The sequence below is a fragment of the Solibacillus sp. FSL R5-0449 genome, from assembly GCF_037975215.1.
Taxonomy (GTDB): domain Bacteria; phylum Bacillota; class Bacilli; order Bacillales_A; family Planococcaceae; genus Solibacillus.
Map to the genome: position 1 here is coordinate 848,597 of NZ_CP150239.1, position 19,775 is coordinate 868,371.

At 38.6% G+C, this 19,775-nt stretch carries 20 protein-coding genes; 14 read left to right on the forward strand and 6 right to left on the reverse strand.

Features of this window, described 5'->3' with window-relative positions; translation table 11 throughout:
- Window positions 1–130: 130 nt before the first annotated feature.
- The 3 genes from MKY27_RS03995 to MKY27_RS04005 all read left to right on the forward strand — a co-directional run bounded on the left by MKY27_RS03995 (window position 131) and on the right by MKY27_RS04005 (window position 2,029).
- Complete coding sequence (locus tag MKY27_RS03995; RefSeq protein ID WP_339197963.1) at window positions 131–709, forward strand: hypothetical protein; 579 nt, start codon at window positions 131–133, stop codon at window positions 707–709.
- A gap of 254 nt (window positions 710–963) precedes the next feature.
- Window positions 964–1,377 (forward strand): CidA/LrgA family protein, encoded by a 414-nt coding sequence (locus MKY27_RS04000; protein ID WP_339175404.1) that lies wholly within the window; start codon window positions 964–966, stop codon window positions 1,375–1,377.
- On the forward strand, window positions 1,340–2,029 hold the full coding sequence (locus MKY27_RS04005) for an LrgB family protein (protein ID WP_339197965.1): 690 nt from the start codon (window positions 1,340–1,342) through the stop codon (window positions 2,027–2,029). Before MKY27_RS04000 ends, MKY27_RS04005 begins: the two co-directional genes overlap by 38 nt.
- Window positions 2,030–2,065: 36 nt before the next feature.
- Here MKY27_RS04005 and MKY27_RS04010 read toward each other — a convergent pair whose 3' ends face one another.
- A complete protein-coding gene (locus MKY27_RS04010; protein WP_339197968.1) occupies window positions 2,066–3,535 on the reverse strand; it encodes an aminotransferase class I/II-fold pyridoxal phosphate-dependent enzyme in 1,470 nt (489 codons plus the stop codon).
- A gap of 126 nt (window positions 3,536–3,661) precedes the next feature.
- Here MKY27_RS04010 and MKY27_RS04015 point away from each other — a divergent pair, with 126 nt between their 5' ends.
- Together MKY27_RS04015 and MKY27_RS04020 are read left to right on the forward strand one after the other, a co-directional pair.
- Entirely contained in the window at window positions 3,662–4,621 is a 960-nt protein-coding gene (locus tag MKY27_RS04015; protein WP_339197971.1) for a nitronate monooxygenase family protein, read from the forward strand.
- A gap of 22 nt (window positions 4,622–4,643) precedes the next feature.
- A complete protein-coding gene (locus MKY27_RS04020) occupies window positions 4,644–4,913 on the forward strand; it encodes a UPF0223 family protein (protein ID WP_079524933.1) in 270 nt (89 codons plus the stop codon).
- A 206-nt stretch (window positions 4,914–5,119) separates the two neighbouring features.
- Here the strand turns inward: MKY27_RS04020 and MKY27_RS04025 are convergent, their stop codons facing one another.
- On the reverse strand, window positions 5,120–5,743 hold the full coding sequence (locus MKY27_RS04025; protein WP_339197974.1) for a DUF1054 domain-containing protein: 624 nt from the start codon (window positions 5,741–5,743) through the stop codon (window positions 5,120–5,122).
- 177 nt (window positions 5,744–5,920) lie between these two features.
- Between MKY27_RS04025 and MKY27_RS04030 the strand changes: the two genes are divergently transcribed.
- Window positions 5,921–6,118, forward strand: a complete 198-nt coding sequence (locus MKY27_RS04030; protein WP_008403454.1) for a hypothetical protein — start codon at window positions 5,921–5,923, stop codon at window positions 6,116–6,118.
- 140 nt (window positions 6,119–6,258) lie between these two features.
- Window positions 6,259–7,053, forward strand: a complete 795-nt coding sequence (locus MKY27_RS04035; RefSeq protein ID WP_339197977.1) for an inositol monophosphatase family protein — start codon at window positions 6,259–6,261, stop codon at window positions 7,051–7,053.
- Between the two features lie 257 nt (window positions 7,054–7,310).
- Here the strand turns inward: MKY27_RS04035 and MKY27_RS04040 are convergent, their stop codons facing one another.
- Complete coding sequence (locus tag MKY27_RS04040) at window positions 7,311–7,526, reverse strand: DUF5325 family protein (RefSeq protein ID WP_008403452.1); 216 nt, start codon at window positions 7,524–7,526, stop codon at window positions 7,311–7,313.
- 128 nt (window positions 7,527–7,654) lie between these two features.
- Between MKY27_RS04040 and typA the strand changes: the two genes are divergently transcribed.
- The 3 genes from typA to MKY27_RS04055 all read left to right on the forward strand — a co-directional run bounded on the left by typA (window position 7,655) and on the right by MKY27_RS04055 (window position 10,694).
- Complete coding sequence (gene typA, locus MKY27_RS04045; RefSeq protein ID WP_339175409.1) at window positions 7,655–9,505, forward strand: translational GTPase TypA; 1,851 nt, start codon at window positions 7,655–7,657, stop codon at window positions 9,503–9,505.
- A gap of 24 nt (window positions 9,506–9,529) precedes the next feature.
- Window positions 9,530–9,928, forward strand: a complete 399-nt coding sequence (locus tag MKY27_RS04050) for a YlaH-like family protein (RefSeq protein WP_339175410.1) — start codon at window positions 9,530–9,532, stop codon at window positions 9,926–9,928.
- A 127-nt stretch (window positions 9,929–10,055) separates the two neighbouring features.
- Complete coding sequence (locus MKY27_RS04055) at window positions 10,056–10,694, forward strand: fucose permease (RefSeq protein WP_339197980.1); 639 nt, start codon at window positions 10,056–10,058, stop codon at window positions 10,692–10,694.
- A gap of 94 nt (window positions 10,695–10,788) precedes the next feature.
- On the opposite strand, the gene MKY27_RS04060 is transcribed toward MKY27_RS04055, so the two are convergent.
- Entirely contained in the window at window positions 10,789–10,992 is a 204-nt protein-coding gene (locus MKY27_RS04060) for a YlaI family protein (protein WP_339197982.1), read from the reverse strand.
- A gap of 12 nt (window positions 10,993–11,004) precedes the next feature.
- Entirely contained in the window at window positions 11,005–11,505 is a 501-nt protein-coding gene (locus tag MKY27_RS04065; protein WP_339197984.1) for a peptidyl-prolyl cis-trans isomerase, read from the reverse strand.
- A 170-nt stretch (window positions 11,506–11,675) separates the two neighbouring features.
- Here MKY27_RS04065 and MKY27_RS04070 point away from each other — a divergent pair, with 170 nt between their 5' ends.
- The 3 genes from MKY27_RS04070 to pyc are packed head-to-tail and all read left to right on the forward strand — an operon-like array spanning window position 11,676 to window position 16,642.
- Window positions 11,676–11,957, forward strand: a complete 282-nt coding sequence (locus tag MKY27_RS04070; protein WP_008403446.1) for a YlaN family protein — start codon at window positions 11,676–11,678, stop codon at window positions 11,955–11,957.
- Window positions 11,958–12,017: 60 nt separating this feature from the next.
- The gene (locus MKY27_RS04075) at window positions 12,018–13,190 is read left to right on the forward strand and encodes an FtsW/RodA/SpoVE family cell cycle protein (protein ID WP_339197986.1); all 1,173 of its coding nucleotides are present in this window, start codon (window positions 12,018–12,020) and stop codon (window positions 13,188–13,190) included.
- Window positions 13,191–13,207: 17 nt separating this feature from the next.
- Complete coding sequence (gene pyc / locus MKY27_RS04080; RefSeq protein WP_339197987.1) at window positions 13,208–16,642, forward strand: pyruvate carboxylase; 3,435 nt, start codon at window positions 13,208–13,210, stop codon at window positions 16,640–16,642.
- A 242-nt stretch (window positions 16,643–16,884) separates the two neighbouring features.
- On the opposite strand, the gene MKY27_RS04085 is transcribed toward pyc, so the two are convergent.
- Window positions 16,885–17,796, reverse strand: coding sequence for a heme A synthase (locus tag MKY27_RS04085; protein ID WP_339175416.1), 912 nt, complete (start codon window positions 17,794–17,796; stop codon window positions 16,885–16,887).
- Between the two features lie 891 nt (window positions 17,797–18,687).
- Here MKY27_RS04085 and coxB point away from each other — a divergent pair.
- Complete coding sequence (gene coxB / locus MKY27_RS04090; RefSeq protein WP_339197990.1) at window positions 18,688–19,758, forward strand: cytochrome c oxidase subunit II; 1,071 nt, start codon at window positions 18,688–18,690, stop codon at window positions 19,756–19,758.
- Window positions 19,759–19,775: the final 17 nt, after the last annotated feature.

Below are 19,775 nucleotides of genomic sequence, written 5' to 3' on the forward strand. Positions count from 1 at the left end.
AACATACATTTGAAAAGTCGAAAAGATAGAACAAACAATCTAATGGCAATCGAATGAATTGGGAAAGAAGCGCTAATTACAAGAGTCAAACTGCTTGCAGGATTTCATTGATTAAGGGAGTTGTCGCGGTATGAATAATTCAGGTGAAAAAAAGAAACTGCAAAGTGATTGGGCATCATCGGCAGTTGTACTATTAATGGAGCCAAAAGAAGAAAAGTTCGTCGGTGAAACAGATCGATTTGCCACAATTGCACTTGATGTATTAGTAAGAAAGCTGCTTGAAGTGCAAAAAGATGATTTTACAATAGATTCTTATGAGCTGTTACAGCACGCCATAGTCAATGCTATTAACAAAAAGTATACTGATATAGCGCAAGCTTATGACGGGCTAATTACGGCCGCAGGGAACCTTCAAACATGCCCTTTAATAATGGAATCACATTATAATTATAGCAATGGAAAAATTTCGACCCAAAATGCAGAATTCGTTTTACGCAATACAATGAAGGCGATTCTATTCAACATCAATCAAATTCCGTACAATGAACTGACAGAGCAATCTGTCGATCAAATAAGTAAGACAATCCAATTTGCTAAAGAAGTAATTTCTGAGAATACAACGGTACCTGAACTGACTTTGGTTTTAAGACGTGTTTTAGGATCACTGATAAATGTCCAGCTAAAGACAACAAGTGAAGTGAAAAATTAATGATAACGGCCTTTCAATGATTCAAAACAGGTGAAAATTAAATAACTTTAACTAGTAAATATTTACGGAGGCTACCTTGTATTAGTTAAACAAGGTAGCTTTTCCTGTTACTTTAAACATCAAGGAATGGTTCAAATTATAGCAGGAAAATAAAATAGACAGATATTTTTAATAGACGTACAATAAAGTGAAACTTCTATAAGTAGGGGCTCCCAATGAATAATGAGGAAATTTTATGGAAAGGGGATTAACAGGTGGAGATTATTCGTACTATTGCTCAAATTGGCATTATCATTTTATTTTACCTGGCAGGTGAATTTATCGTTTCAATTACCGGTATTATTATACCTGGGAGTATTATCGGGTTGCTTATATTGTGGCTAGCTCTCTACTTTAAAATATTAAATGTGAAATACATACAAAACGGTGCAAGTTTTATGCTGGCATTTTTAACATTATTTTTTATTCCTTCAACAGTGGGTGTCATCAATTATCCTGAATTGCTAACGATCTCGGGAGGGCTTTTTGTTTTGGCTGTTATTATCAGTACAATTTTTGCACTGGTGATTACCGGTAAGGTCAGTAAATTAATAGAAAGAAAGGAACGTAAAATGAAGGAGGAAGAGAAGATTGCTGCATCTACTGCTAATTCTGTTCATCATAAGTAGCACTGTTTTTCTTTTTGTTTTGCTGAACAGACTGTACTTGAAAGTGGGTCATCCACTTTTATTGCCTATTTTAACGGCGACTTGTATTACAGTTGTTATTTTACTAGTTTTTAATATTCCTTACGAAACATACATGGAAGGGGGACAGTGGATATCGAAAATGCTCGGTCCGGCAGTTGTAGCATTGGCATTTCCTTTGTACAACCAGCGTGAGCTTATATTTAAATATAAATACTCCATTATTACGAGCATCATTGTCGCAATGATTGCAGGTCTCATCAGTGTTGTAGCATTGCTTTTACTTTTCGGATCAAGCAAGGAATTTATCCTTACTTCATTACCAAAATCGTTAACAACACCTGTAGCAATGCAAGTAAGTGATATTGTTGGCGGGATACCGCCTCTGACTGCTGTAATGGTTATGGTGGCAGGGTTTACTGGTGCCATTTTGGGCCAAGTTATATTTAAATTATTTAAAATTGATACGGCTATCAGTCGGGGGGTAGCTATGGGAAGTGCTTCACATGGTGTCGGATTGACAAAATTAAAGGAGTATAGTGAAGAAGATCTATCGATCGGGTCGCTGTCAATGGGGCTTAGTGCGGTTGTAGGGGCTTTCATTATTCCGCTTATTTCGATTTATTTATTTTAAAAAAAGACAGACAGCATTTAGCTGTCTGTCGAAATATTAATAAATCGCTTTTCGCTCTTTAATTACACGGATATTTTGTAATGTGCTGTCCTCAGGTCCCTGTACAGGGAGACCAGCTTCAATATTCATTTTAATAAAATCAATATTGCTCTGCGTAATTATTTCCCCGGGAATAAATATTGGAATGCCCGGTGGGTACACCATTATAAACTCCGCGCAAATATACCCTTCTGCCTGTGCAAGGGGGATACTTTCTGTTTGAGCATAAAATGCATCGCGCGGTGTCATGGCAAGAGCAGGAATTTCAGGGATTTGAACATTTGTTTCAGTAATCGATGCTTCCGATTCGAAGTTTTTCGACATACGTGTCAAAGCATTCACAAGTAAATTAATCTCTTTTTTCGAATCTCCGATAGTTACTAAGCATAGTATATTATATAAATCGGACAACTCTACTTCCAAGTTAGCGTTCTGACGCAACCATTCTTCTGCCACATGTCCGGTAATGCCTAAATCTTTAACGCAAATTAACAGCTTTAACGGATCCATATCAAAAGTAGCGGAAGTCCCGAGTTTTTCACGCCCTACGCAATGTAAATGCGGTATTGCATTAATGCGTTTGCGGGCATCTTTAGCCAAACGGATTGCTTCATCCAACAAGTCATGTCCATGGACAGCAAGCTGGCGACGTGCCGTGTCTAAAGACGCCAGTAATGGATAGGAAGTCGATGTCGTTGTCAGCATAGAGAATACTGCCTGTACTTTTTTAGCTGTTACAAGGCCTTCTCTCACATTTAAGACAGAACTGCCCGTCATGGAGCCACCAAGTTTATGTGTGCTTGTAGCAGCCATATCTGCACCTGCTTGCATTGCTGATAACGGCAGCTCATCATGGAATTTAATATGAACACCATGAGCCTCATCCACAATTACTGGAATATTACGTGCATGTACTATTTCGACAATGCGTTTTAAATCTGCAACAAAACCGAAATATGTCGGGTTGATGACAAGTACGGCTTTCGCATCTGGATACGTCGTCAATGCACGCTCCACAGACTCAGGTGAAATACCATGAGAAATGCCGAGCTCACTGTCAACTTCCGGATGAATAAAAATAGGGATAGCACCTGCAAAAACAATCGCTGACATAATCGATTTATGTACATTCCGAGGTACTATAATTTTATCGCCTGGACCGACGACAGTCATAATCATCGTCATAATGGCGCCACTAGTACCTTGAACGGAAAAAAATGTATGGTCAGCACCAAAGGCTTCAGCAGCAAGGTTTTGTGCTTGCATAATCACACCTTTAGGAGCGTGTAAATCATCTAGTGGAGCAATATTAATTAAATCAATTGATAAAACGTTGTCGCCTACAAATTCTCTGTAAGCTGGATCCATGCCTTGCCCTTTTTTATGGCCTGGGATATGGAACTGGATAGGGTGTCTGTTGCGATGCTTAAGTAATGCATCAAACAAAGGAGTCTCTAACTGTGACAACGCAGGTACCACCTCACTATTTAGTATTTTTTAAAAACAAGTGAATTATAGCACCTATTAAAGTTGCTGACTATATAAATATTTCAATCAAATGAATTAACAGCTATTATTTTAGGAGGAATAACAATGAAATGGCAAACAAAAATTACTGATTTATTGCAAATTCAATATCCTATTATTCAAGGCGGATTGGCATACTTGGCCTATTCAGAGCTTGCTGCGGCAGTTTCCAATGCAGGAGCATTAGGACAGATTACCGCTATGAGCTTACCATCACCGGAAGCGTTAAAAGAAGAAATAAAAAAAGTGAGAGAAATGACAGATCAACCGTTTGGAGTAAACTTTGCAATAGGAATGCATGGAAAAGGTTACGAAAAGATGATCGAAGTAGCCGGTGAAATGGATGTACCTGTAGTGACGATTACTGGAGGAAATCCTGCACCGATATTCGACATATTAAAAGATGCATCATGTAAAAAACTTGTACTCGTCGCTGCGAAACGACAGGCTCAAAAAGCAGAACAGCTTGGCGCGGATGCAGTAATGGTTGTCGGGCAAGAAGGCGGCGGTCATTTAGGGCGAGACGATGTCGGAACAATGGTGCTTGTGCCGCAAGTTGTCGACAGTGTTTCGATCCCGGTTATCGCTTCAGGTGGAATCGGAGACGGACGTGGTTGGATGGCAGCGCACGCATTAGGGGCAGAGGGAATTGAAATGGGTACACGCTTCATTGCGACGAAAGAATGCGTCCATGCTTCTATGGCATATAAAAACGCCCTGATTGAAAGTGAAGAAACAGATACGACGGTTATTAAACGCTCGATCGGTGCACCTGCCCGAGTGATCCGCAATGCATTTACGGATGAAATTTTAGAAGTAGAAGATAAAACGCCTACATATGAAGCGCTGAAATCATATATAAGCGGTGAAGCTAACAAAAATTTCATTTATGGCGGCGATGCGACAAAGGGATATGGCTGGGCTGGCCAAGTAACAGGATTAATTCAAGATGTACCGTCAGTGGAAGAATTAATTCAGCGTATGGTTGTACAAGCGGAAAAAATCCGTTTAAAATGGGGACAGTAATGATTAAAGGCAGGTTATAACTATGGAATATTCATACCCATTATCAACGGACTGGACGACAGATGAAATGGTGGATGTCGTACGCTTTTTTGAAGTTGTGGAAATGGCTTACGAAAAAGGTGCAAAGCGTGAACTAGTCATGGCACGCTATAAACGCTTTAAAGAGATTGTCCCTTCCCAGGCGGAAGAAAAAACAATTTGCCGTGAATTTGAACAGGCGAGCTCTTATGTACCGTACCGTGTTGTAAAGCTTGCAAAAGAATTAGCGGACGGGCAAATTGTAAGAATGTAATGAAAACGCTGTTGGAGTGAAGTTCATCGGTTAAGTAAGGCGAGAATCGGATGAAAGCTACGGATTTTCATTACAGCAAAAAGCAGCATTTTCTCATTCGGGGAAAATGCTGCTTTTAATTTTAATATTAAGAATTTTTAAAATTATTTTTAAATTGTTGGAATGTTTAGCAGTCTTTTGTACATATTAATAATAAATGGTTGCAATTAACCTTTGATGACTTCATAAACAGGGAGAAGCTCATCGAAAGTTTGTTCAGCCAATTGTAAAAACTGTTCTGCAGACATTTTAATTGCCTCATCTGCAGGTATACGACGCCCAACAAGAAATTCTCCTTTTTTTACATCACGCAGGCGTATAAGGAGCTGTTCAAGCTTTTCGGTGCGCGCTTCTTTTAAAGAGATCGTATCTGGCTGCATATGATCGCCTGAAAGTACGTAATCATCGGATAAATTTTTGATGACTTGCATATTTTTCAGTAGGCGCTGTGCCATTTCCTCTTTTTGCGGCGCTTCATAAATCACTGCAACAACGATGAAAAGGTGCGTACCCCATAACCCAATCTGGAAATGCGGCAAAGCTTTATAACCTCGTTTATAAGGAGCAAAAGCAACCCATGAATCTTTTGGCGGGTTTACAGTACGGCGGGCATGTTTGGCTACATGACCGAAAAACTCTTCTCCTGTTTGTGCACTGAAATACCCTGTAAACGTATCGGATAGTTCATTGAACTTCGGGCGGATAATTGTAGTTAAAGCTTCCATACGCTCATCCAGACCGTCGATATCAAATACTTGGAAGTCTTCTTTAGTCCATTTAACAATACTCATATTTTTATAATTCCTTTCGTTTTATGTTTATTTTATTAATTTTTTGGGAAAAAATCTTGTAATAGAAACTTTATACCAACGGAAAATATCAAAGGTGAGGCTATATGTCTTAAGGAATTACTTATATTATCCAGTGTGGATAAAGTCTGAAAAATTATGATAAGGAAGTGATTTATTATGAAACAGATGATTAAGATTATACGCAAAGTTGATATTGAAAAGCAATATGAAGAGATTTTAATGTTGGAAATGGATTATGAACTAGCTACACTCTATGCGGCGATGAATGATAAAAATCAATCTGAAATTGATAAATCTAAAAAACGATTAACAGAAATTCAAGAGGAATTAAAAGGTCTACATGCATATGCGTAACAAAAAAACCTTTCCAAAATAAAAAATCACTTGCCGACGTAAGAAAGCAAGTGATTTTTTGTTATAATGAGAATACTTCAAAAACGCTCAACATTTTTACATATATAAACTAGCGATTGTTGTCGGAAGGTGGATGAACGATGGATATAAAAAAACTGGATGAATTTGCAAAAGAAATTATTTTTGAAGCGGGAAAAAATATTCGAGCAGCATTTTCCTATAATATTGAAATCGAAACAAAGTCGAATCCCAATGATTTAGTAACGAATATAGATCGGGAAACGGAATTATTTTTTATTGAAAAAATAAAAGCATTTAATCCGGACCATCGTATTTTAGGTGAAGAAGGAATGGGTGAAAAGGTCGATAGCCTTGAAGGGGTTGTATGGATTATCGATCCGATTGACGGCACGATGAATTTTGTTAAGCAGCACCGTCATTTCATGATTACAATCGGTATATATGTAGATGGTGTCGGAGTATTGGGCTACATATTTGATGTAATGCGAGAAGATCTATTTAATGCAATTGCAGGTGTAGGTGCATGGTATAATGATTCACCGTTGCGCAAGCTGCAGCCGGTGAAAATCGAAGAGGCGGTAATCGGTATCAATGCGAACTGGGTTACGCCGAATAATCGCATCAATCATGAAAAAATTATTGAACTAGTCCGTACGGTACGCGGAACCCGTTCTTACGGATCTGCTGCAATGGAAATCGCCTTTGTTGTAAGCGGCAAGCTGGATGCCTATATGTCCATGCGTCTGGCACCGTGGGATATTGGCGGTGGCGTCATTATAGCGAAAGAAGTAGGGGCAATTGCTACTAACCTAAAAGGCAAAGATTTCGATTATTTATCGAAAGATACATTCCTAATCGCCAACCCTTCAATTCATCAGTTAATTTTGGAGAAATATATTGAAGTGAAAAAATAAAAATAAAGTATGGCAGATGTAGAAATTAATTAGAGAATATAAAAACTCACTATATGAAACGGATATTTTATAAAATTGATTGGAATGGAGGGGAGGCGACTCCTGCGGGAATAGCGTGACGCCTGAGACTACAGGCTCAGGCCACGCCCGCGGAAAGCGTCCGACCCGGAATGGAAAACAATTTTCAAACAAAAAACCCCTATTTTTCTCGTAGAGAAAAATAGGGGTTTTGGATTACAACACCGAAGTTTTTATTTCTATAGTAAACCTTGATCTCTGAATTTACGTTTTGTCTTAAATGCCATACCGAAAATTCCGCACATTACGATAACACCTAAAATAACACCGATCCAGCCAGTTGTTTCATATTTTGGTCCTGTCATGAAAACAAGAGAAAATGCAAATCCAATGCTAATCATTGAAAGAATCGCAGCTAATGCGTAGATAAACATCACAAATTTTGCTTTATTCATCGTTTATACCTCCATATACTTTTTATATGTGACAATAAATGTAATTAATTATTGTGAAAAGACATTTAATCTTTCATGTGCTATAATATCACAGTTAAACAATTGAAAAAAGAATATGGAGTGGAATAATGACAAATTTACGTCAAGATATTCGTAATATCGCAATTATTGCTCACGTTGACCATGGTAAAACAACGTTAGTAGACCAATTATTAAAACAATCAGGGACTTTCCGTTCAAACGAACGTGTTGAAGAACGTGCAATGGACTCTGGTGATATAGAGCGTGAACGTGGAATTACGATTTTAGCTAAAAATACTGCAGTAAATTACAATGGAACTCGTATCAACATCCTTGATACGCCTGGACACGCAGACTTCGGTGGAGAAGTAGAACGTATCTTAAAAATGGTAGATGGCGTTTGTTTAGTTGTCGATGCGTATGAGGGTTGTATGCCGCAAACGCGCTTCGTTCTAAAGAAAGCGTTGGAGCAACGTTTAACACCAATCGTTGTAGTTAACAAAGTAGATAAAGATTCAGCTCGTCCACTAGAAGTAGTAGATGAAGTATTGGAATTATTAATCGAACTAGGTGCAGATGATGATCAATTAGACTTCCCGGTTGTTTATGCTTCAGGTGTAAACGGGACTGCATCATTAGATCCAGACCCAGCTAACCAAGAAGAAGACATGAAATGCCTATTCGAGAAAATCATTGAAGCGATCCCAGCTCCAGTAGATAACTCGGACGAGCCATTACAATTCCAAGTAGCATTACTTGATTATAATGACTTCGTTGGTCGTATCGGTATCGGTCGTGTATTCCGCGGTAAAATTTCTGTAGGTCAACAAGTTTCTCTTATGAAATTAGATGGCACAGTGAAAAACTTCCGTGTAACAAAAATCTTCGGTTTCTTCGGTTTAAAACGTGAAGAAATTGAAACAGCAATTGCTGGTGATTTAATCGCAGTTTCGGGAATGGAAGATATTAACGTTGGTGAAACAGTTTGTCCAACCGAGCATCAAGAAGCATTGACACCATTACGCATTGATGAGCCAACATTACAAATGACATTCTTAGTAAACAACTCACCATTCGCAGGACGCGAAGGGAAATGGGTAACTTCTCGTAAAATTGAAGAGCGTTTACGTGCACAATTACAAACTGACGTATCTCTACGTGTAGAAGATACAGATTCTCCGGATGCTTGGACAGTTTCTGGTCGTGGTGAGCTTCACTTATCGATCTTAATCGAAAACATGCGTCGTGAAGGTTATGAGCTACAAGTTTCTAAACCACAAGTTATCATCCGTGATATCGACGGCGTAAAATCTGAGCCGATCGAGCGCGTTCAAATCGACGTTCCTGAAGATTCAGTAGGATCTATCATTGAATCAATCGGTACTCGTAAAGGTGAAATGCTTGATATGGTAAACAACGGTTCTGGACAAGTACGTTTAATCTTTAACGTTCCAGCACGTGGTTTAATCGGTTATACAACTGAATTCATGTCGATTACTAAAGGTTTCGGTATCATCAACCATACATTTGATCACTATGCACCAGTAGTACCTGGTAAAGTAGGCGGACGTCACCAAGGCGTACTTGTTTCTATGGAAAATGGTAAATCAACAACTTATGGTATGATGGGTATTGAAGACCGTGGTACATTATTCATTGAGCCGGGTACGGAAGTATACGAAGGAATGGTTGTTGGTGAAAACAACCGTGATGGCGATATTACTGTAAACATTACGAAACAAAAACAAAAAACAAACATCCGTTCAGCGAATAAAGACCAAACGAATGTTATTAAAAAGCCTCGTATTTTAACGCTTGAAGAAGCATTGGAATATTTAGGCGATGATGAGTACCTGGAAGTAACTCCAGAATCAATCCGTTTACGTAAACAGATCCTTGATAAAGGTGAACGTGAGCGTGTTGCTAAAAAGAAAAAGAACGCTGAGTTAGAAGCTTAATTGGCGTCATTAAGGAAAGGTTGAATGATGTTGAATATTATGGCTGTGTTTGGTAGCTATTTTAATTTAGTATTACTGGCAACTGTATCTACAAATGAAAGTGAATACGTATTTAATCGTATGTCCGGAATTACAAGATATTTATACGAAAATTTACCGAGCTACGAAATAGCTGGCTATGCAACATTCGTTCTTGTATTCCTTATGTCGGCAATTGTATACAAACTTGGTTTTGCAAAAAAACTTTCATTCGGCAGAAATGTCATCATCTATGCATTCCTGTTTATAGGATGTATCGTGTTAACATTTTTAGCGTTATTTTTACCGATGATTGAAGGTTTAATTGTAGCTGCGCTAATTCTGATCATTTATAAATCACGTTTGTGGCGTGAGAAACGTGAAGAAGCGAAACAACTAAGTTAATAAAGAGGGGGGATGTGTTAATTTGGACACATTCCCTTCTTTTTTTAAGGCGGTTTGTTTGAAAACGCTTTATTCGGAGCGTTATAATTCATAACTGGGGATAATAACAAAAATGGAGTAGAGTAAAATGAATCTTACAAAAAAACAAGTCTTTATCATTGTTGGTTTAGCGATAATTATTATATCTTGCGTTATTTTTATACCTGCAGTATTGTCTGCGAAAAATGAAGATAATGCAGCTGCGGAACTAAGTGAAATTTATAACGAACAATTTGTTGTCACAAAATCTACGGCACCTGCATTCGGTGATGATTTTGAAATAACTGTCCAATCGGAAACATCAAAAATAGTGTATGATTTTGAAGTAAAAGACGGTCAATATTTTGGCGAATATTATGGTGAAAATGTAAACATGCAAGTAAATGAACTGATTCAACCAATTGTTGGAGAAGAGATTTTAGTGATGTCGAATGTATTCCAGGAAGGTTTGGAAGAAGAGACAGCACTTGATAATGTGAAAGCGGAAAAAGCGACTGTCCATTTATTAGTGGATGACGAGGTTTCGGAAGCGACAGCACAGCAAATTGCAGATACTTTAAAATCACAGTTCGGTGAAATTCCAGTTGCGATAGAAGCGTATGTTGTTGATGAAGAACGTGTTTTAGAAGGGGTAAAAACAGAGGTTTTGAACTTTTTCCAGCTTAGCAAAATTAACGGAGAAAGCTTCGTCGATTTCAAATTCCACGAACAGTCTTTTAAATATTAATAAGTAAAATCCTTATAAAGATTCGGAAATTTTATACGCAAAAACCCATTTTTCTCAATGAGAAAAATGGGTTTTTAGTTTTCCAAATCGTAGTTTAAAACTCTTCATCAAATTTTGAAGATGTTCGGAAAAAGCGGAATTTTCCTGTGGCGATTCGTTTATGTGTGTTTTCGGAAATACGATTCGAACATTCTGGACACATAAACGTATGGATGGGACGATTGCGTAATTTTTTCGCTAAAGGTAAATCGTTTGGTAGTTCATGTAGTGTATCGCAAATGACACATTTTACACGCATGACGAAATCCTCCTATTGAATACGAATCGCACGCACATTTTTTATTGGATTTTCAACATTAGAACCATCAGCAAATAATACATGTACTGGTCCATCTTCTAATAGCGGTTTGCCATCTTGGCTGAACTTGAAAATGAAACTTTCAGCCTGCTCTAACGGAAATGCAAATTCCTCGCCTGTCGTACATTCAAAAACAACTTCATTTGCACCATCAGCAAGTTCTGCATTTTTCAGGAATGGTTTGATTTCCATACCGAATGTGCCTGTCATCATGCCTTTACGGTCAAATTTACGTTCAGTTTTTAATGTAGGCGGAAATACTGCACCTTCCATAATTTCACGCGACCAGTGTGCGCCCATATCACGTAAATATTTTTCGTTATTTTCTTCAACTTTTTCTGATACAAAATATGTATTCAGATCCAGTTTACGATCATCAAAAATCCATACAGTAGGATCTAATGTTAGTTCAAATTTAACCGCACCTTTAATTGGAATGATTGTTTCGGTCATTTGTAAGTCCCCCTTCACTAAGTTCCTTCATAATTATAACGCGATTCTTCATAGAAAGAAATATAATTGAATTGAACGCAAAACATACAAAGACACTTGCATTTTTGAATGTAAAAAGATACACTTTACTAAGATAGAATCGAAGAAATATCATAGATGGGGGCGTCCTCATGGATACGAAAGCACAAGCTTCCTTTCAGGAAAAAGCGTTAGAGCTGTTAACTGCGGATGCAGATAAAATTGCTCGATTAATTCGCGTACAAATGGATAATCTGACAATGCCATCTTGTCCGTTATATGAAGAAGTTTTAGATACACAAATGTTTGGTTTATCGCGTGAAATTGAATTTGCCGCGAAACTAGGGCTGATCGAACGTGAACAAGGTAAGCAAATTCTCGATTCCTTGGAGAAAGAGCTTTCTTTATTACATGATGCGTATACAGACAAATAAAAGAAAACTCAAACGCTACATTGCGGTTTGAGTTTTTTTTTCAAAGATGAGGTTTATTACATGAAACAATATTTTAAAAATTATTTCCGCAATTTTGATTATGGTTTGTTATTCGTTTATATTTTATTGATGTTATTTGGACTTGTCATGATTTACAGCTCGAGTATTTGGGTTTCTATTATGCAATATGATGCAAATCCTAATTTTTATTACAATCGTCAGCTCGTCAATATCATTTTGGCACTGATTTTGTTTACGGTCGCTGTTATCACACCCTATAAAAGATTATCCAGTAAATCTATATTAGGTCTTTTACTGGCAATTATGTTTATACTAGAGTTATGGCTTTTAATAGCCGGCAATAGTGTTAACGGTTCAAGAAGTTGGATTAGCCTATTTGGCCTCATGAATTTCCAGCCATCCGAATTTGCCAAACTCTTTATTATTATTTTCTTTGCGGGAACTTTTTACCGTAAAAGTGTGAACCGTGGTTCGATGCAGCTGTTAACATTTGATGATGTGTCGTATCCGCTGGGCATGTGGCTGTTTATCGTACTTGTTGTCGGTTTTGAGACCGATCTCGGTGCACTTGTCATCATTGTAGCCATTGCACTTGTTGTTGTTATTACGAGCGGACTTAGAGGTAAAACGCTCGGGCGAATTTTTGGCCTGCTTTCGGCTTTGGGTGTTGTCGGAATGATCGGGATTTTAATCTTTAAATGGGATACGGTTTTTAATGCGAGTCGAAGAGGCCGTATTACTTCCTTTTTGGACCCTTTCAGCGATCCGCTTAATTCCGGGTATCATGTTGTCAACGGCTATTATGCAATCGGAGCGGGGGGCTTGGAAGGGCGCGGGCTCGGGCAGTCGATTCAAAAGCTTGGATATGTACCTGAACCGCAAACCGATTTCATTATGGCGATTATTGCCGAAGAGTTAGGGATTTTTGGTGTATCAATTGTTATTCTTGGTTTAGGCTTTATTGTGATGCGCGGTTATTATATCGCGATGTCAACAAAAGATCCGCTTGCACGAATGTTAGCGGCGGGCATTTCTACATGGATTGGATTACAGACTTTTATTAATTTAGGTGGATTATCGGGACTTATCCCGTTAACCGGAGTAACGTTACCTTTTATTAGCTATGGCGGTACTTCTATATTATTGCTCTCAGTAGCAATGGGGATACTTATTAATGTATCCACACATCACAAATTGGAAAAAAGAAAGTAATTGGGGGTTAAGGAGAAATGAAGTCGATTCAAAAGATTTTAGTTGCAAACCGAGGCGAAATCGCAATCCGTATTTTACGCGCCTGTAATGAGTTACATATTAAAACAGTGGCAATTTATTCCCGTGAAGATAGCGGATCATATCACCGCTATAAAGCAGACGAAGCATATATCATCGGCGTAGGTAAAAAACCGATAGATGCTTATTTGGATATTGAAGGCATCATCAAAATTGCAAAAGAGGCCAATGTGGATGCGATTCATCCTGGTTACGGCTTTTTATCGGAGAATGTTGATTTCGCACGACGTTGTGAAGAGGAAGGTATTCAGTTTATTGGACCGACTTCAAAGCATCTTGATATGTTTGGTGACAAAGTAAAAGCACGTGAACAGGCAGTTTCTGCGGAAATCCCGGTTATACCTGGTACAGACGGTCCTGTAGCAAACTTAGAGGAAGTAGAACAGTTTAGTGAAGCATATGGCTTCCCGATCATGATTAAGGCGGCTCTTGGCGGCGGTGGACGTGGGATGCGTTTAGTCAATTCCAAAGAAGAACTGCAATCAGCTTATGAGCGTGCAAAATCTGAAGCAAAAGCAGCATTTGGATCGGACGAAGTATATGTGGAGAAGGCGATAATTAAGCCGAAGCATATTGAAGTACAAATCATCGGGGATACACACGGCAATATTGTGCATCTATATGAACGTGACTGTTCGATTCAACGACGTCATCAAAAGGTTGTGGAAATTGCACCATCAAATTCCATTTCCGAACAGCTCCGCAATGATATTTGTGATGCGGCTGTTAAGTTAATGAAAAAAGTCGGCTATATTAATGCAGGGACTGTCGAGTTTTTAGTTGCAGACAATCAATTTTATTTCATTGAAGTAAATCCGCGTATTCAAGTTGAACATACGATTACAGAAATGATTACCGGTCTTGATATTGTGCATGCACAAATTAAAGTTGCAGAAGGGCTTGACCTTCATTCGAAAGAAGTAGGAATTCCTGCACAGGACAAAATTCCGCTGTTCGGTTATGCGATTCAGTCTCGAGTAACAACGGAAGACCCTGCAAATGACTTTATGCCGGATACAGGGAAACTGATGGTATACCGTTCTAGTGGCGGTTTTGGTGTTCGTCTGGACGCAGGAAATGGCTTCCAGGGTGCTGTTGTCACACCATACTATGATTCCTTGCTTGTAAAAATTTCGACTTGGGGAATGACGTTTGAAGAAGCAGCAGCGAAAATGGACCGTAACTTACGCGAATTCCGTATTCGAGGTGTGAAAACAAATATTCCATTTTTAGGGAATGTTGTAGTACATGAAAAATTCATAAAAGGCGAGTTTGACACGAGCTTTATCGATACGACACCGGAATTATTTGAATTCCCTGAACGTAAAGACCGTGGTACGAAACTATTAAACTATATCGGAAATGTCACATTAAATGGATTCCCAGGTGTTGAAAAACGTACAAAGCCGATTTTTGTACAGCCTGATAAGCCAAAAGTAGACATTCTTATTCCTACTCCAGCAGGCACAAAGCAAATTCTTGATGCGCAGGGTGCAGACGGGCTTGTGAAATGGATTAAAGAGCAAGAAGATGTTTTACTGACAGACACGACATTCCGTGATGCCCATCAGTCGTTGCTTGCAACGCGTGTGCGTACACAGGATATGCTTGAAATTGCAGACGAAACATCTCGTCTGATGCATGATTATTTCTCACTTGAAATGTGGGGTGGGGCAACGTTTGATGTTGCATACCGATTCCTAAGTGAAAATCCATGGGACCGATTGGAAAAACTTAGAAAGAAAATTCCGAATGTTCTGTTTCAAATGCTGTTACGCGGAGCGAATGCGGTAGGTTATACGAACTATCCTGATAATCTGATTCGTGAGTTTATTCAGGAATCCGCTTCTTCAGGTGTGGATGTTTTCCGTATTTTCGACTCGCTGAACTGGATTAAAGGAATGGAAGTAGCGATTGATGAAGTACGTAATAGCGGAAAAGTAGCGGAAGCGGCCATCTGTTACACAGGCGATATTTTAGATGACAGCCGTGCGAAATATACGGTTCAATACTACAAAGATATGGCACGTGAGCTAGAGGCAACAGGTGCGCATATTCTGGCAATTAAAGATATGGCGGGATTACTGAAACCACAGGCAGCATACCGACTTATTTCCGAGCTGAAAGATGCGACTAGTCTGCCAATCCACTTGCATACACATGATACGAGCGGAAATGGTATTTACTTATATGCGAAAGCAATTGAAGCGGGTGTTGATATTATTGATACAGCATTAGGTTCAATGGCTGGTTTAACATCTCAGCCAAGCGCCAACTCATTGTACTATGCAATGAAGGGTTCTGAACGTAATGTACGTGGAGATATTGAAAGCCTGGAAAAATTATCGTACTACTGGGAAGATGTTCGTAAATATTATACAGATTTCGAAAGTGGCATGAATGCACCACATTCTGAAATTTATGTACATGAAATGCCTGGCGGTCAATACAGTAACCTGCAGCAACAAGCAAAAGCAGTCGGTTTAGGCGACCGTTGGGATGAAGTGAAGAAGATGTATTCCCGTGTAAATCTAATGTTCGGTGATATTGTAAAAGTAACACCGTCATCAAAGGTAGTAGGGGATATGGCATTATTTATGGTGCAAAATGATTTAACGGAAGACAATATTGTTGAGCGAGGACAAACGATTGATTTCCCTGAATCCGTGATTGAATTCTTCCAAGGCTATTTAGGACAGCCGCATGGCGGATTCCCGGTAGAAATCCAGAAAGTTGTATTGAAGGATCGTACACCGATTACAGTTCGTCCGGGAGAATTATTGCCGCCGGTTGATTTTGATCAGCTGACAGCAGAATTAACCGAAAAATGTGGACGGGCTCCGTCTAAACAAGACGTATTGGCCTATGCGCTTTACCCGAAAGTATTTGAGCAATATATTGATGCAGTAAATGCATTCGGTGATGTTTCTGTACTCGATACACCAACATTCTTCTATGGTTTGAAACTTGGCGAAGAAATTGAAGTGGAAATCGAAAAAGGAAAGACACTGATTGTGAAGCTTGTATCGATTGGTGAACCGCAGCATGACGGCACACGTATAATTTACTTTGAACTGAATGGTCAATCACGTGAACTGGTAATTCAAGACTTAACAGTTGAAGTAGATGGCAGCATCGCATTGAAAGCCGATCCTTCAAATCCGAACCAGATTGGTGCAACAATGCCAGGTACTGTGTTAAAAGTTGTAGTTAATAAAGGAAGCACAGTCAAACGTGGCGAACATTTATTAATTACTGAAGCGATGAAAATGGAAACAACCGTTCAAGCGCCAAAAGACGGCATTGTAAAAGAAATCTATGCAAAAGCAGGAGACGCCATTTCTACAGGCGATCTGCTGATTGAATTAGAATAGAACTCATCAGGCTGGATTAAAATGTAAAGCGCCGCAAATTTGGATTAAAAATTTGCGGCGCTTTATTTTGTTTATTGTTGAAAACCATTGTTCTCTGCTGCGGACGCTTCCCATGGGACATGAGGCTTTGAATATAAATATTGGCGCCCTTCCAATTTGGTTATTTCGCTAAAATCAACAAAAGAAAAGGAAGACGGCACTTAGCAATCTCCCTTTTCTAGTAACTATCAAATCTATTCAATTTATTTAGACCTTGAAACGAGCATAATCAAATAACATAATAAACCGAATAGAAGTGTAATTAGTAACGAGTGCATTAATGAAACGAATAAGTGAAGTTTCAACAAGACTACGAGCATGCCGGCAATCACTTGGAAGATGACAAGTGATAGAGCAATTGTCCAGCCCCAGAAAATGATTCGCTGACTCTTGTAATTTCTGATAACATGGATGGCAATATAGGCAATCCAAATTACGAAAATTAACACTGCAAAACGGTGCCCCATCTGAACCCACTCATACATATTGTATGGTATCGTCATCGGCTGATCATTACGGCAGAACGGCCAGTCCGGACAAACAAGACTAGCATCGGTATGACGTACAAGAGCCCCTGTATAAACAACTATATATGAATATAAAGTAACGCAAATAGTATGTATTTTTAATTTCCTGCTCATGTACAATCGATCGGCATCAAACTTTTTGTCGACTTCAAATACAATCAAGGTAAGCAGCAGTACAGCCGCAAATGAGATCAATGAAATCCCGAAATGTAACGCTAAAATAAAGTCACCTTGTCCCCATAATACTTGGGCAGCCCCAATGAGTGCCTGAAGAGCAAGGAAGAATAGCGCCAAAAACCCTAATAGTTTAACTTCCCGTATATGGCCCAGCGCACGCCATGTCCAAATAACGAGAATAAGAATAAAAATGGATACTGAACCCGTTACAAGGCGGTGAGAAAATTCAATTAATACTTCTGTCGTAATTTCTTTCGGTATTAATGAACCGTTGCAGTCCGGCCAGTTTCTTCCACAGCCCAAACCGCTATCAGTCTTTGTAACTAGTGCTCCACCTTGAAGGATGAGCAACATGCCGAGGGTAGACAAAACAGCAAACCATTTTAGAAATTTGTAATATTTTTGATGCATAAAATGAGCTCACCTACTTTAATTTTCGCTTCGCTACAAAGAGCGTCTCTAATTGTAGATAATAGCGAAAATATTTGAAAAATACAACCGTATTAAGGATTGGATTGTAAACGCAACCATTTTTTCACAAATTGTTCATAAATTCGTCTCCTTGCATTCACAAATATTGGCAAAAAATACATTACTATATAGATGTTGATATAGATTTCTTCACGTTTCGTCAAGTTTGTCGCGAAGTAGTTTGAAATTTCATGAAACGTCTAGAAATCCTATCCAAATTTAGATATAGTTATGGTAACGGAATATGCTTACAAATTTGAAAGGAGAAGTAAGTTATTGGACCCTTTTACCAAAATCCCGTCGAACTATAGATTATTTTATCACAATTATTCTTTAAGTTTTCTTGCACTTATAAGATAGAAATTGGTCATCACTTTAATGAAGACTTAAAGAAGAATTGAAGTTTTCTAGATTTTTTGCTTATTTTTCTAGCGAAATAGTATAAACTAGAAGTTGGCAGTGAAATGGGATGTAAGTAAAAATGTCTCAGTAATTTCAAAATCCTACTTATGCGTAAGCGGACTTTTGTAACCGATAGCAGTGACTGCTGTCAGCATGTGAGGGCTTATCATTTTCTGAGCCAAATCATTTCAGTGAAACTTTACTCAAATATATTAGAATTTTGCTAATCGTCTGCTTTTGAATCAAGTCGGTTAGAAGAATAGGAGACTAATCAATATTTGAAAATAAAGGGAAGCAGCAAGTAATGGGCGGCTAAAAAATCGGGATTCTTTCCAGTACAGTATTACACTGTACAAGAATTCACATAGACATAACCGCAGTCATGGTTACACATGAAAATACAACAAAGAAAGAGGGGTTTATTAAGCTATGATGAAAGGGCTTAAAAAATGGCGTTTATTCTCGTTATTAACAGTAATGACAGTATTCCTTTCAGCATGTGGTGAAGAGTATATCTCGACGCTTCGTCCATCTGGTGAAGTCGGTAAAGAGCAATTAAACATCTTATATCTATCCATAGCTATTATGGCGTTAGTCGTTATTGTTGTATCGACAATTTATTTAGTTGCTTTCTTTAAATTCCGCCGTTCAAAAGTTGGCGAAGACCATATGCCGAAGCAAGTGGAAGGCAGCCATACTTTAGAGGTAATATGGACAGTTATTCCAATTATTTTATTATTAGTCTTAGCTGTTCCAACGCTGCACTATACGTATAAATTCTCGAACGTTGCGGCAATGGACGAAGTAGACGAAAGCGGTAACAATACTGCACTTACTGTAAATGTTACGGCAAAGTTATACTGGTGGGAGTTTGAATATCCAAACCAAGGAATTATTACAGCACAGGAACTGGTTGTTCCTACTGATGAAAAAGTATACTTCAACTTAATCGCATCTGATGTAAAGCACTCATTCTGGATTCCGGCAATTGGCGGAAAAATGGATACGAACGTTGATGGTATTAACAAATTCTATTTAAAGTTTGATAAAGAATCAGCCGGATTAAACGATGGTGAAGGCGTATTCTACGGTAAATGTGCGGAGTTATGTGGTCCTTCACACGCTTTAATGGACTTCAAAGTAAAAGCACTTGAACCCGAAGCGTTTGACGCATGGGTTGCAGCAATGCAGGCAACTGAAGGAGCTACAGCAGATAAAGAGTCTTCTAATTTAGGTGAAGCGACATTTGCTAACTCTTGCTTAGGATGTCACGCAGTATCCGGTGTTGCAGGCAATGGATTAGGTCCTAACTTAACAACTTTCGGTGACCGTAACCGTGTGGCTGGTTACTTGGAGCATACAGTTGAAAATACGACTGAATGGATTGTTGATCCTGAACCGTTTAAACCAGGTAACACAATGACTGGTAAATACGATGTTACTAGGGAAGAAGCGCAAGCAATTGCTGAATATTTAATGACATTATCAGTTGAAAAGTAATTCTACATTAGAGAGAA

What these genes read in the sequence shown, in the direction of transcription:
- MKY27_RS04020 (WP_079524933.1), top strand. Translation starts at nt 4,644, where the DNA reads ATGGAATATTCATACCCATTATCAACGGACTGGACGACAGATGAAATG.
- MKY27_RS04055 (WP_339197980.1), top strand. Translation starts at nt 10,056, where the DNA reads ATGAATCTTACAAAAAAACAAGTCTTTATCATTGTTGGTTTAGCGATA.
- MKY27_RS03995 (WP_339197963.1), top strand. Translation starts at nt 131, where the DNA reads ATGAATAATTCAGGTGAAAAAAAGAAACTGCAAAGTGATTGGGCATCA.
- MKY27_RS04040 (WP_008403452.1), bottom strand. Translation starts at nt 7,526, where the DNA reads ATGAATAAAGCAAAATTTGTGATGTTTATCTACGCATTAGCTGCGATT.
- MKY27_RS04085 (WP_339175416.1), bottom strand. Translation starts at nt 17,796, where the DNA reads ATGCATCAAAAATATTACAAATTTCTAAAATGGTTTGCTGTTTTGTCT.
- MKY27_RS04015 (WP_339197971.1), top strand. Translation starts at nt 3,662, where the DNA reads ATGAAATGGCAAACAAAAATTACTGATTTATTGCAAATTCAATATCCT.
- MKY27_RS04030 (WP_008403454.1), top strand. Translation starts at nt 5,921, where the DNA reads ATGAAACAGATGATTAAGATTATACGCAAAGTTGATATTGAAAAGCAA.
- MKY27_RS04065 (WP_339197984.1), bottom strand. Translation starts at nt 11,505, where the DNA reads ATGACCGAAACAATCATTCCAATTAAAGGTGCGGTTAAATTTGAACTA.
- MKY27_RS04050 (WP_339175410.1), top strand. Translation starts at nt 9,530, where the DNA reads ATGATGTTGAATATTATGGCTGTGTTTGGTAGCTATTTTAATTTAGTA.
- MKY27_RS04060 (WP_339197982.1), bottom strand. Translation starts at nt 10,992, where the DNA reads ATGCGTGTAAAATGTGTCATTTGCGATACACTACATGAACTACCAAAC.
- MKY27_RS04070 (WP_008403446.1), top strand. Translation starts at nt 11,676, where the DNA reads ATGGATACGAAAGCACAAGCTTCCTTTCAGGAAAAAGCGTTAGAGCTG.
- coxB (WP_339197990.1), top strand. Translation starts at nt 18,688, where the DNA reads ATGATGAAAGGGCTTAAAAAATGGCGTTTATTCTCGTTATTAACAGTA.
- MKY27_RS04075 (WP_339197986.1), top strand. Translation starts at nt 12,018, where the DNA reads ATGAAACAATATTTTAAAAATTATTTCCGCAATTTTGATTATGGTTTG.
- MKY27_RS04035 (WP_339197977.1), top strand. Translation starts at nt 6,259, where the DNA reads ATGGATATAAAAAAACTGGATGAATTTGCAAAAGAAATTATTTTTGAA.
- MKY27_RS04025 (WP_339197974.1), bottom strand. Translation starts at nt 5,743, where the DNA reads ATGAGTATTGTTAAATGGACTAAAGAAGACTTCCAAGTATTTGATATC.
- pyc (WP_339197987.1), top strand. Translation starts at nt 13,208, where the DNA reads ATGAAGTCGATTCAAAAGATTTTAGTTGCAAACCGAGGCGAAATCGCA.
- typA (WP_339175409.1), top strand. Translation starts at nt 7,655, where the DNA reads ATGACAAATTTACGTCAAGATATTCGTAATATCGCAATTATTGCTCAC.